The organism is Nonomuraea purpurea (assembly GCF_042650645.1).
GTDB lineage: Bacteria > Actinomycetota > Actinomycetes > Streptosporangiales > Streptosporangiaceae > Nonomuraea > Nonomuraea purpurea.
On the sequence record NZ_JBHSBI010000029.1, the window covers coordinates 19353 to 31775 of the forward strand.

General features: G+C 69.2%; 11 protein-coding genes. 2 read left to right on the plus strand and 9 right to left on the minus strand.

Translation table 11 applies throughout. The annotated features are described in order from the left end of the window. Nucleotides 1-15: 15 nt before the first annotated feature. The 6 genes from ACFOY2_RS40830 to ACFOY2_RS40855 form a co-directional block, all read right to left on the minus strand. Nucleotides 16-630: a hypothetical protein gene (locus ACFOY2_RS40830; protein ID WP_379533488.1), complete on the minus strand. Its 615-nt coding sequence runs from the start codon at nt 628-630 to the stop codon at nt 16-18. Nucleotides 631-636: 6 nt separating this feature from the next. Next, complete coding sequence (locus tag ACFOY2_RS40835; RefSeq protein ID WP_379533489.1) at nt 637-1473, minus strand: carbohydrate ABC transporter permease; 837 nt, start codon at nt 1471-1473, stop codon at nt 637-639. Further along, nucleotides 1470-2438, minus strand: a complete 969-nt coding sequence (locus tag ACFOY2_RS40840) for a carbohydrate ABC transporter permease (protein WP_379533490.1) — start codon at nt 2436-2438, stop codon at nt 1470-1472. Before ACFOY2_RS40840 ends, ACFOY2_RS40835 begins: the two co-directional genes overlap by 4 nt. Then, nucleotides 2435-3775, minus strand: a complete 1341-nt coding sequence (locus ACFOY2_RS40845) for an ABC transporter substrate-binding protein (protein ID WP_379533491.1) — start codon at nt 3773-3775, stop codon at nt 2435-2437. The genes ACFOY2_RS40840 and ACFOY2_RS40845 overlap by 4 nt, the downstream gene beginning before the upstream one ends. A gap of 93 nt (nt 3776-3868) precedes the next feature. After that, on the minus strand, nt 3869-4597 hold the full coding sequence (locus tag ACFOY2_RS40850) for a cupin (protein ID WP_379533492.1): 729 nt from the start codon (nt 4595-4597) through the stop codon (nt 3869-3871). Further along, nucleotides 4591-5514 (minus strand): DUF6807 domain-containing protein, encoded by a 924-nt coding sequence (locus tag ACFOY2_RS40855; protein WP_379533493.1) that lies wholly within the window; start codon nt 5512-5514, stop codon nt 4591-4593. The genes ACFOY2_RS40850 and ACFOY2_RS40855 overlap by 7 nt, the downstream gene beginning before the upstream one ends. A 257-nt stretch (nt 5515-5771) precedes the next feature. Between ACFOY2_RS40855 and ACFOY2_RS40860 the strand changes: the two genes are divergently transcribed. Continuing rightward, on the plus strand, nt 5772-6815 hold the full coding sequence (locus ACFOY2_RS40860) for a LacI family DNA-binding transcriptional regulator (RefSeq protein ID WP_379533494.1): 1044 nt from the start codon (nt 5772-5774) through the stop codon (nt 6813-6815). A 64-nt stretch (nt 6816-6879) separates the two neighbouring features. Here ACFOY2_RS40860 and ACFOY2_RS40865 read toward each other — a convergent pair whose 3' ends face one another. The 3 genes from ACFOY2_RS40865 to ACFOY2_RS40875 form a co-directional block, all read right to left on the minus strand. After that, entirely contained in the window at nt 6880-8028 is a 1149-nt protein-coding gene (locus tag ACFOY2_RS40865; protein ID WP_379533495.1) for an oxalate decarboxylase family bicupin, read from the minus strand. 67 nt (nt 8029-8095) lie between these two features. Then, a complete protein-coding gene (locus ACFOY2_RS40870) occupies nt 8096-9295 on the minus strand; it encodes an Nramp family divalent metal transporter (RefSeq protein ID WP_379533496.1) in 1200 nt (399 codons plus the stop codon). 251 nt (nt 9296-9546) lie between these two features. Next, entirely contained in the window at nt 9547-10131 is a 585-nt protein-coding gene (locus tag ACFOY2_RS40875) for a glycoside hydrolase family 97 N-terminal domain-containing protein (protein ID WP_379533497.1), read from the minus strand. Between the two features lie 557 nt (nt 10132-10688). Between ACFOY2_RS40875 and ACFOY2_RS40880 the strand changes: the two genes are divergently transcribed. After that, nucleotides 10689-12257 carry a tetratricopeptide repeat protein gene (locus tag ACFOY2_RS40880; protein WP_379533498.1) on the plus strand — a complete coding sequence of 523 codons (1569 nt, stop codon included), beginning with the start codon at nt 10689-10691 and terminating at the stop codon, nt 12255-12257. The last annotated feature ends 166 nt before the right edge of the window (nt 12258-12423 follow it).

The following is a 12423-nucleotide window of genomic DNA, read 5'->3' on the forward strand; positions in this document are numbered from 1 at the left end:
GGAGTCCACGGCGGTTCAGTCTGGTTGCCGGCCTGCGGTGAAGCGGAGGTCCACCGCGATCGCGGCGAACGCCGGCGGCCCGGGCAACAGCGGGATCAGCAGCGGGATCGACCAGGCGAGGAGCCCGGCAAGGAGCACGGCGCAGGCCAGGAGGAGGGTGCCACGCGGGTCTGCGACCGAGCGGATCAGCCCTTCGCGTAGCGACACCTGATGCGGGGCTTCCAGCGCGGCGGCACGCAGGCCCACGACTGCGGCTCCCAGCGCGAGCAGGGCCAGGGCGGGTGCCACGATGTTCGCGCCGGGCAGTCCACTGCGCACCAGAGCGGCGTCGATCAGCAGGACCACGACCAGAAGCGGCACGGCCAGGCCGGCGGCCAGGGTGCCCGCGGACAGGCGGGCGCGCAGGTGGCCGGTGTACGTGCCGAACCTCACCGGCACGCCGTCGACCGCGCTCTGCCGCAGGGTCGCCGCCGCGGCGGCGATCGCGGCAGGGGCGGTGACGACCGGCAAGCTGGCGGCGCTGGTGAGCACGCCGACGAGCAGCACGTCGGCGAAGAGGGTGAAGCCGGGCCCGAAGACCTCTCCGGGCTCCCGGCGGTCGCGGCGAGGCGCGGTCGGTACGCGGGACATGGCGCCTCAGCCCTTCAGCCCGGAGGTGGCCATGCCCTGCACCAGGTAGCGCTGGAACACGAAGAAGAACAGCACGATCGGCAGCACGGAGATCACTGACATGGCGAACATGGGCCCGTAGGCGGAGGTGCTGGACTGGTCGACGAAGCTGCTCAGGGCGAGGGTGATGGTGAAGTTCTCGGGCGCGAACAGGTAGATCATCTGGGTGAAGAAGTCGTTCCAGGACCAGATGAACGTGAAGATGGCCGTGGTGATCAGCGCGGGCCGGCTCAGCGGCAGTGTGATCGCCCAGTACGTGCGGAAGGCGCCGCAGCCGTCGATTCGGGCGGACTCCTCCAGCTCACGCGGCAGCCCGCGCATGAACTGCACGATGAGGAAGACGAAGAACGCCTCGGTGGCCAGGAACTTGGGCAGGATCAGCGGCCAGAACGTGTCGACCAGGCCGAGCCGGTTGAAGATGATGTACTGCGGGATCAGCACGACGTGATGCGGCAGCATCAGCGTCGTCACCATGAAGGCGAACATCACCTTGCGCATGCGGAAACGCAGCCGGGCGAAGGCGTAGGCGGCCAGCGAGCAGGACAGGACGTTGCCGATGACGCAGCCCACCGCGATCAGCAGGGTGTTGGAGAGCAGTTGGGTGACGGAGATGCCGGACACGCCCTCCAGGGCCGTCGTGTAGTTCGACCATTCCAGGTAGCTGGGCCACAGATCGAGGCTGGTCACCACCTCGTCGGCCGGCTTCAGTGACGTGGCCAGCAGCCAGGCCAGTGGATACAGCAGGACGAGCAGGCCCACGAGGGCGATCGTGTGCGGCAGCCACCGCTTCGTGGCGATGTTCATCGTCCCTCCTCATCCGCGTAGAAGACCCAGGACCGGGACGTCCTGAAAAGGATCAGGGTGATCACGCCGATGGCGATCAGCAGCAGCCAGGCCATCGCCGCCGCGTAGCCCATGTGCGAGGCGGTGAAGCCGCGCTCGTACAGGAACAGCGTGTAGAACAAGGTGGAGTCGGCGGGCCCGCCGTCGCCGCTGCTGACGGCGAAGGCCGGGGTGAAGACCTGGAAGGAGTTGATGATCTCCAGCACCAGGTTGAAGAAGACGACCGGCGACAACATCGGCACGGTGACGGCGATGAACTGCCGCCATGGGCCCGCGCCGTCGAGAGCCGCCGCCTCGTAGAGATCGGGCGAGATCTGCTGCAGCCCCGCCAGGAAGATCACCATGGGCGCGCCGAACTGCCACACCGTCAGCAGGACGACCACGTACACCGCCAGGTGGGGGTTGCCGACCCAGCCGCCGGTGTCGATGCCGACCGCGTCCAGGACGTCGGGCACCGTGCCGCCGTCGTTGAACAGCGCGCGCCACACCAGGGCGATGGACATGCTCGCCCCGAGCAGGGAGGGGGCGTAGAACGCGGAACGGTAGAAGCCGCGGCCCCGGTTGAGGTTCTTCAGCAGCATCGCCGCACCGAGCGCGAGGGCGAGCTTCAGCGGGACGGCCACCAGGACGTACAGCAGGGTCGTGCCCACCGACCGCCAGTACCGGGGGTCCTCGAAGAGCATCTCGACGTAGTTGCGCAGGCCCACCCACTGCGGCGGATCGAACAGGTTGTAGTCCGTGAACGACAGGTACAGGGACACGGCCATCGGCAGCAGGGTCACCACGCCCGCGCCGATCATCCACGGTGACAGGAACACGTAGGCGGGCCACTGCTTCTCACGCACCGGGCGGTGCCGCCTGGACGGTGCGCGCGGGCCGGTCGTCCCGGCGGCGCTCTCGGGCGCCTTGGTCGACAGGGTTCTCATGCCCTCAGCTCCCGGTTGGCCTCTTCGATGAGTTCACGCGCCGCCTGCCGGGGGGTGGCCAGCCCGAACATCACGCGCTGGTAGTTGCGTTTGAAGGCGGTATTGATCGGGAGGTCGCCCGGCGGCGGCGCGGTCGGCGGTGCGTCGAGGCCGTACTTCTCCATCATCTGGGCGTACTGGTAGATCTCCAGCTCCGGGCCCTTGAGGGTCTTGGCGACGTTGGCGGCGATCACGCGGTTGGGCGGGGTGGACCGGGTGAAGCCGAGGATGTCGCCCACCCGCCGGTCGTTGAGGAGGAAGTCGATCAGCTGGGCCGCCTCCTTGGGATGCTTGGTGTTGGCCGAGATGCCCACGAGCATGGAGGGCTTGAAGTACGAGCCCGCGCGGCCGTCGGTCGAGGGGACCGGCGCGAAGTGGGTGGACTCGCCAAGGAGCTTCGTGTACCCGGGGAACGGCGCATCCCAGGTGAAGTCGGCGGCCGCCAGCCCACGGCCGATGGGGCTGTTCTCCGTGCTGTTGGCCTGTGTGGTGTCCTCGGCCGCGGCAATGGCGCCTTCCTTGCGCAGCCTGTCGCAGAACGCCCAGAACTCGGCGAGGTCGTCCTCGGTGAACCCGAGCCGGGTCTGGCTGGCGTAGAGCTGTCCGCCGCGGCTGCGCAGCCAGGTCTCGAACACGTCCTGGTTGCCCCCGCCGTCGTTGGCGCCCGTGACGGGACGCCCGTCCGGGCTCTTCAGGCCCAGGGCGGCGATCTTCTTGTTGGCGTTCTCCCAGTCCTGCCAGGTCCAGCTCGGCTGGGGCGCGGGGACGCCGGCCTTGTCGTAGAGGGCGGAGTCGTAGGCGTAGCCGGTGATGCCGCGGCCCATGGGCAGGGCGTACTGTCCGCCCTCGTAGCTGCCCGTGCGCAGGAATTGCTGATCCATCTCGTCCGTACGGATCGTCTTGTTGCCGATGGCCTCGCCCAGCGGCATGAGCGCGCCGCTGCCCGCGTACCGGGAGATCTGGCGGTAGTCGAGCTGGGCCACGTCCGGCATGCCGCCGCCCGCGGCCTGCGTGGCCAGTTTCTGCAGGTAGGAGCCGAAGTCCGAGTTCGACGTGCGGACGGTGACACCGGGGTGTTCCTTCTCGAAGAGCCGCACGGCCTCGTTGGTACGCTCGGCGCGGTTGTCGTTACCCCACCAGGAGAAGGTGAGGGTGACTCCTTGGGAGGTTGATCCGCTGTCCGCGGCGGAACACCCGGTGAGGGTGGACACCAGGACGGTGGCGAGACCGGCGGTGGCCGCGGCCAGGACGGCACGGCGGCCGGGGGGTCGGCGCCGGCCGCTTCGGGGCTCGGGCATAAGGGCCTTTCCGGGTCGGAGCGTGGGGGGATGAGGAGCGGGGACACGGGTGTGCGGCCGGGTCCTTCACGCTCGCGGGCGACAGGCGCACTGTCAGATGTCCGGGTAGACGTCCAGGCGGCCGCACATGCCGAAGCGTCCGCGCGCGCCGGGACCGGTCGCGACGACCCGGGCCTCGGCCAGGTACCGCTCCTGCCCACCGCGCAGAGCGCCGAGCTGGGCCTGCGTCACCGTCGCGGCGGCGTGCGCCCCGTCGCGCCAGCGCTGCTCCCAGGCGTCGAGCCGGGGCCGCACCAGCTCGGCGGCCGCGCGTTGGAAGGCCGCCAGCGGCTCCGGGTCGCCGCCCTCGGTGGCCTTGCGCAGCTCCAGGAAACGGCGGGTTGCCAGGTCGCGCCGGGCGCGGGCGACCTGCTCCTGCTCGGCCTCGGGGACGCCGGAGGGGATGCGGACCGCGTCGGCGTACGTCCCGGCGTCCGTGAGACGGTCCTGCGGCAGGGTCAGCACCGCGTCCCCCGCCTCGGGAAGACCGCTGTTCTGCATGACAACGACGATCTCCAGGCCGCCCTCGTTGATCAGGCGGTGGATCGTGCCGGGCGTGAACCAGGCCACGACGCCCGGTTCCAGGGGCGTCTCCTGGTAGCCGGAGGTGGTGAGCGTCTGCACGCTTCCCCTGCCCGCCGTCACCACGTACCCCTCGCTGCACGTGAGGTGCAGGTGCGGTGTGCCACCGCCGGGCCGGCCGTCGACGGTGGGCCAGTCGTACACGCGCAGCCGGGACACGCCGACCGCCGCAGGGAACCCTTCGTACGTCGCGCTCACCATGCGCGCCCCGCCAGGTGCGCGGCGACCCGCCGGCGGTCCCAGGCGCCGTCGGCGACGAGGATGCGATAACCGCGGGCGAGCGTGTCGCCGGGGGCGAGGACCAGCTCCTCGTGGAATGCCCAGGACGGCGCGACCGCGGCGAACGGGTCGCTGCGCACGAACCAGTGCGCCGGGTGCGTTCCCTTCTCGCCGGCGTGGTCGTTGGCCGGGGCATGTTCGAAGACGACCGTGGCATGGCCGTCGCGTCCGTCGTGCTCGCCGACGTATGCCAGCCAGGGAGCCTGGCTGCCCATCAGGTCGCCGCCGTCCGCCTCGGCGGTGAAGACGCGGCCGCCGCGGAAGGCGCGTGGCCCGCGCCAGAACAGTCCGGTGTATCCGGCCGCGGGGCGGCCATGAGTGGTGGGGCTGCCGAAACGCAGCGGCTCGGTACGCCGATTGGTCACCGCCGACGTCCAGACCAACGACCAGGTGCCGGCCTCCGGGTCGACGTCGCGCACCTCGACGCGACGCTCCTCCTCGGCCCACAGCTCACCGTCGTACGGGTGCCAGGTCAGGCGCTCGGCGATGACGGCGCGGTCGCCCTCGGCGGACACCTCTTCGAAGGCGACGTGGGCCATCGAGCCGACCTTCTCCGGCAGCTTGAGGTATCCCTCGCCGTGCACGTACGTGTTGCCGCCCCACAGGTTCTGACCTGACAGGTGAGAAGCCGTCAGTTGCAGTCCCTTGTGCCATCGGTGGTCGTTGGGGCGGTAGTCGGTGACGAGCCCGCCGGACAGGGTCCGGACCGGGTGCAGGTAGGGCTTGGGCGCCTCCCATGCGGCCTCGGGCCGGTAGACGTAGGAGAACAACTCTGTCCCGCTCGCCTCGTGGACCACGGTGATGCGGTCGCCGTGGGCATGGGTCAGTGCCAAAGTCATGGGGCCTCCTTCGTGAGGCAGGCTGAGTGGAACGCCGCCCTGTTCTTTCCGGGCAGGCAGTCTCGGCTCGCAGCATGCGGCGGGCCGCCCGAAACTGCCACCGACGCTGCAGTTAACGACGCATTCCAACGTTGTAACAGCCGGAAATCTCTGGAGTCAACCCCCCGTCGGACGCGGGGCGAGGCGTGCTGCGAGCACTGACACCTGCCATCCGGTCATGCATAATCTGGGAAGACGCAGATGATGGGGGCTGGTCGGTGGCAGCAGTGACACTCAAGGACGTGGCGATTCGCGCAGGAGTGTCGATCAAGACCGTGTCCAACGTTGTACGCGATGTTCCGCGGGTGTCGGAAACCACCCGGGAACGGGTGATGCGTGCCGTGCGCGAGCTGGGTTACCGTCCGAACCCGTCGGCGCGTCGCCTTCGGACGGGCCGCAGCGGTCTGATCGCCCTCTGCGTCCCGGACCTGGCGACGCCCTACTTCGCGGAGCTCGCCCAGCACGTGAGAGCGGAAGCCGCCAAGCTGGGCCTCACCGTTCTCATCGAGGAGACGATGGGCGACGCGACGGAGGAACTGCGCCTGGCCACCGGCGTGGGCGCGGCGCTGCTGGACGGCGTGATCCTCTCGCCGCTGCACGTCCCGCTCGGCGAACTCGCCTCCGCGTCCAACGAGTTCCCCCTGGTACTGCTCGGCGAGCGCAGCTACGAGCGCGACCAAGTCGCCGCCGACCATGTCCTGATCGACAACGTCGAGGCGGCCCGCGAAGCCACCGCGCACCTGGCCGCTCTGGGCCGCACCCGGATCGCCGCCATCGGCATGCAGGCACACGCGTCGGCGACCAGCCGCCAGCGCCTGGAAGGCTTCCAACGAGCTCTGCACGATGCCGGGCTGACCTACGACCCCCGGCTCGCGCCCTTCGTGAAGAGGTTCGACCGCCGCAACGGCCTCATGGCCATGCGCACCCTCACCTCCCTGCCGCCCGGCGACCGCCCCGACGCCGTCTTCTGCTTCACCGACCTGCTGGCGGTCGGCGCGCAACGGGCCCTGTACGAAGCGGGCATGACCATCCCCGAGGAGGTCGCCGTGGCCAGCATCGACGGCTCGGAGGAGGCGCTCTACAGCACGCCCTCCCTCACCTCCGTGATCCCCGACAAGGCCGCGATCGCCTCCCTGGCCGTGAAGTGCCTGGCGGCCCGGATCCACTCAGAGGAGCCCCTGCCGTTCGAGGTTCACCTGGCCCCGCACCGGCTGGTCGCGCGCGAGTCCACGGAGGGCATACGACAGCAGGTGACCCCGTGAAGCCCCATGGCGTCGCATGCGCGGCCGCGGGCCGGGCGTCATGTAACCGTCTTGCGGTGCCGGCTCAGGCGACGACGGGGCGTTTGTCCTGCGGGAGCGCCTCGATCATGGAGCGGGGCATGTTGATGGTGTCCGCGCTGACCTGAGGTGGCAGGTTGGCCATCCACTGGGTGGCCGAGATGTCCTCGAACCGAGGGTTGCGGAACATCTCCAGGAAGACCAGTGGCTCCTTGCCCAGATTCTCGACGTAGTGGCCGTAGGCGAACGGCACATAGCCGACGTCGCCCGCCTGGAAGTCGAAGGTGCGGGCCAGACCCGAGCTGGCGAATACCCCCATCCGCCCGAAACCCGAGATGTAGTACTGCCACTCGTCGTCGGTCGGGTGCCAGTGCAGCTCCCGCAGGCCGCCGGGCTCGATCTCCACGAGAGCGGCCGAGATGGTGGTGGCCGCCTTGAAGATCGTGGAGTCGACGATGCGGACGGTCCCGCCGGAGAACCGCTGCGCCGGTTGGGCGAGCATCCGGTGTTTGAAGGTGCTGGGTACGTCGCCGGTGGGGCTGACGATCCGGTCGGAGTCCAGGCGAGGCGGCACCTGGCCCTGGAAGATGTACTTCTCCTTCTCGGGCATGTTGGCCATCTGCTGCGGCGTCCAGCTGAAGTTCTTGGCAAGGACGCTCTTGGGCGTGTGCGCGAACCAGTCGCTCATCATGAAGGTGGAGTTCTCGGAGAATCCGCCGTCGTCGAAGACCAGCAGGAACTCCACGCCCTCCTCCAGCGCCTGGATGTAGTGGGGCACCCCTTTGGGGAAGAACCACAGGTCGCCCCTCTGCACGTCGTCGAGGAAGTTGCGGCCCTCCTGGTCGACGGCGCCGATGCGGCAACTGCCCTCCAGCACGTACCCCCACTCGGCCTCCTTGTGCCAGTGCAGCTCGCGGTAGGCGCCGGGGTTGAGCTTCATGTCCACGCCGGCCAGCGTGGTGGCGATCGGCAGTTCCCGCTGGGTGACCTCGCGCGTCCAGCCGCCCTCCTCGATGCGGGTGTGCGCCATGGAGAAGGAGAACTTCATGTTGGGAACGGTGCCGTGGTCGGTTTCCGGCGGCGTGAGCAGGTCGGGGTTCTGCAGGTCCAGTTGGACGTTGCGGGGCCCGGTGTCCAGGCCGCCCTTGCCGTCGCGCTGCGGATGCGGGATGCGTTGTTCCATGGGCTTGGTCATATGTGATCGTCCTTTCGGATCATTGCGGATGGGATCGGGCGGACAGCGGCTCGGCTGCCGGACTGCCTCACAACAGCCAGGTGACAGACAGGCAACAGGCCGGCAGGGCGACCACCGCGGCGGCGGTGGCCGCGATCGCGGTGGTGAGCGGGGCGTTGGTCAGCGAGCCCATGAGCGTGCGGTCCCGGCAGAAGTAGACCAGCAGGAACAGCGCGACGGGCACGCCGAGGGAGATGACCACCTGGCTGAGGAGCAGCAGGCCGGTCAAGGGTGCGCCGGCCAGCAGGGCCAGCACCGCCGGGGCCATGGTGATGATCCGCCGCACGTGCACGGGCACCCGCCGGCCCAGAAAGCCCCGCATCACGACGTCCCCGGCCAGCGTCCCGACCCCTGTGGAAGACACCCCCGACGACAGCAGCGCGATGGCGAACGCCAGGGCGGCGGCCCCGCCGATCCGGGTGGCCAGTTCGCCGTGCGCGGCCACCAGATCGCCGGTCCAGGCGCCGTCGGTGGCAGCGCCGAGCCCGGCGCCGAGGGCGATCATCGAGACGTTGATCATCGTGGCCAGGCCCAGCGCGAGGGAGCAGTCCAGCCGCAGGATCCGGCGGACCAGGGCCGGTTGGCGCCTGGCGTCCTGGGTGGAGATGCCGCGCCCCTGCACGAGCGCCGAGTGCAGGTAGACGGCGTGCGGCATGACCGTGGCGCCGACGATGCCCATGGCCAGGAGCAACGCCCCGTCGCCGCCCAGGTTCGGGATCAAGCCGGTGGCCAGGTCGCCGGCGGACTGGTGACCCACGAACACGATGTCGTAGCCGACTCCTGCGCCGACCAGGAGCAGGGCCGCCGCGCTCGCCAGTTCGAAGGGGCGGGTCCGCCCATGACGCCGCAATTCCAGCAGCAGCAGGGACACCACGGCAGTTGCCCCGGCCGACGCCGCGACCGGCATGCCGAACAGCAGTTGCAGGCCGATCGCGGCGCCCACGAACTCGGCCAGGTCGGTGGCCAGCACGACGATCTCGGCCTGCAGCCACAACACCCGGTTGCCCCACGTGCTGAACCTTCGGCGGCACAGCTCCGGCAGGCTCCGGCCGGTCGCCATGCCGAGCTTGGCCGCCTGGAACTGCACCAGGACCGCCACCAGGCTGGCCGCCACGACCACCCACACCAGCATGTAGCCGAGGGTCGCGCCCGCGGTCAGGTTGGTGGCGACATTTCCGGGATCCACATACGCGATCGCCGCGACGAAGGCCGGCCCCAGTATGGGCACGACCCGGACGCCCTGCCGGACGGGTGCACGCCTATCTATGCGTCTATCAGAAACTGCACTAGAAACGGCCACTAAACCCCCCCCAAATCGCCCAAAATACAGGATCGCGGCATCGATGACTTGATCCGCTGAAGTAGCGACGCTGGTGTGAAATACCCCTACAAAGAGACGCGCGAAACTAAGACCAGCGCCAAGATTATGCACCTATGCGGAGACGATCGTGAATGACGATTAATTCACATAAGACACTTCTAACTAATGCTTGCCGGACAAAGAGCACATAGCCATCTAGCCAGCAACCACGCAAAATCCGACAAATAGCGATACCCCGACCTGGGGGGCGAGGCGCAGCTCCGCGCGGCGGGGTCGAGGGCGAACTCGGTCTGCTCGGCGGTGACGGTGTAGGCGTCCAGACCGCTCTGTTCGGGGAAGCGGTAGCGGAAGCCCACTCCGTCGTCGAAGACCCGGAACACCAGATCGAGCCTGAACCCCGTGCCGGCCTGGACCGCGTGGACGGTGAGCTCGCGCGCGTGGTTCCTGACCTTGCTCGACGTCCCCCAGACCGGTTTCCACGTCTCGTCGATCGTGCGCCGTTCGACGGAGTCGATGCTCATGCCCTGCGTGAGGCTGGGGCGTCCCGCGAGATCCACGCCGAGCCCTGACGCGCCGACGAGAGCCTTGCCCCGGCCGTTCACGCTGTAGGTGAGGCGTCCGTCCACGGTGGTGATCGCGACCCGCAGATCCCCGTTCGGCGACGTCACGACCTGAGCGCCCGCCTCGGCGACCTCGGCCAGAGCGCCGGGGACGGGCTCCTTGGCCTGGGCGGGGACCGCCATGGTTCCTCCCGAGACTATGACGGCAGCCGTCATCGAGAGCAGTACTGCCCGTCTTCTTCTTCTCCGCGCCGCGTCCGCTCGGTGCATGCTCGCCTCTTCTGTTGGGGGGTGGCGTGTGCCGGAGGGCACTCCGCAGCATGTTCCGTGACGGTAAATATCCGAAAAGGATCTCGTCAACGCTCTTAATGCGAAATAACTCAGGTGCCTTAATCAGACAGGTTCCCGGCGCCAGAAACCGCGGTCGGCGAGTGCTCGCGTTCTACAACCGACATCGGGCCCATCAAGCCCGGGCTCGGGCGGCTCCGCTACGCGCCCACCGATCCGGCTCGGTGGAGTCCTTCACGAGTACTCACGTGCCGCTTGAACTGCACGGACGGGCACAGTGGCGCTGGAGGTAACGATCGCCGGGACCCCTCCCACGCCGGGGTGCCGACAATGGTGGCGGATTGAACTGGGCAGTGAGCCGTTCATACGAGGAAGGCGCCACGATGGATCCGATACGGGTGAACCCCGGTGACCGTTCGCCTCGACCGGAGCCGGCCTTCGATCCGTTAGCCGTGGCGCTCGGCAATGCCTCACTGCTCGGTGTCGGCTACCTGATGATGGGGCGGCGCAGGCTCGCCTTTAGCACCGGGGCGGTCACGGTCGTGCTCCTCGCCCTGCTCGTCCTGGTCGCGCGCGTCGCCTGGTTCCAGGGTGTGGTGCTCCTGTGGTGGGCTGGTGCCATCGCGCACGGCTGGTGGCTGGCGGGCGGGCGACTGCGACGGAGCAAGCCGGTGCAGAATGCCGGGCCCGTACCGCCCACCTGGTCGATGCTGGGCACCGGGCCGGCGGCCTTCGCGGAGGAGCGCGGGCGGGTGCGGCGGCAGCGGATCGTCGGACTCGGTACGGCCCTCGTCGTGCTGCTGGCCGTCGGGTATCTGCGGTTCGACGCCTCCCGGATCGAACAGGACGCCGCAGCGGCCCACCGCCAGGGCGACTGCATGCGGGCATTGTCGACCCTGGGAGGACTGTGGGCCGGGCACCGGGTGGCCGACGCCCCCCTGACCGCCCGGGCCGAGGACAGCAGCGGGGCCTGCGAGCTGCTGGTGAAGGCCGGGCGGCAGGCCGCGGGCGATCGGCCGCTGGCCGCCGGCACGCTCGAGACCTACCGCGCTCATCCCGGGGCGTTGTGGCAGGGCGTGGAGGGGCGCAGGGCCGACCTCTTCCTCGCGCAGGCCGTCAGCGAACTGAACACCGCCCTGACCGGCGACACCAAGGCATTGGAGGCGGGCTTCGGTCACCTGTCGCAGGTCCTCGGGGAGTTCACCGGCCAGGAGAGCGAGGTGGGCAAGGTCCTGGACGGGTTCCTGGGCGGCCTGCCCGCCAAGGACGCCTGCGACACCAGGACGATCACCGACTGGCTCGCCAAGCGTCCGGACGGCGACGGCCTGCTGGAGCGCGCCGCGGACGTCGTCCCGAAGCTCGCGCCCGCGGCGATCGTCGAATGCGGCGACGACTTCGCGCAGGACAAGGACTGGAAGCAGGCTCGGGCGCAGTACGAGCAACTGCTCGACCAGTATCCCAAGGACGACCTCGCGGCCAGGGCGAAGAAGGGGAAGGAGCGGGCCGGCCTGCAGATCGAGCTTGCGAACGTACGGCGGCTCCTCAAAGCCCGCTCCGGTGACGAGCCCAAGTACTGCGCCGATCCCGCTCCCTATCGCGGCGCGGACCCCTACCGGGGCAAGGGGCCGCACCGCGCGATGATGTTCGGCAGGAGCGACCACAAGAAGAAGCTGCCCTCCTCGTGGCTGGCCAAGGACGCCGCCGACGCGGTGCTGGTGATCTGCGCCGGCGACACCAAGGACGGGGCCGCGGTCAGAACCTGCCCTTACAACTCCACCTTCGCCATCGGCGGGGTCCAGAACGTGACGTTCAGGAAGCGGAAGATCCCCGTTCGCGTCTTCGAGGTGCGAACCGGCAAGCGCGTGGGCCCGCGCAGCGTGCAGATCGGCGGCTCCAGCTGCCCGCGTCGCATCTACTACACCTCCTTCAGCGGCATCGACGTCGGCCCGCCCCCGGAGAAGTTCGTCAAGTCGTCCACGTCGGACGTGCGCGCGGCGTACGGATCGCTGATCAAGCCCTGAACCCGGGCCGGCCGGCAGGTCCCGGCCGAGTACGAGCGGCCACTACAACGAGCACCGGCCCCAGTCAGCCGACTGATTCGCGAGCCTGTGCGGCGTTGCTACGTTGATGGCGCGCCAAGCCGATAGGCCCGTCGTTCATGACTTGAGCGAGCGCATGAGGACTGCT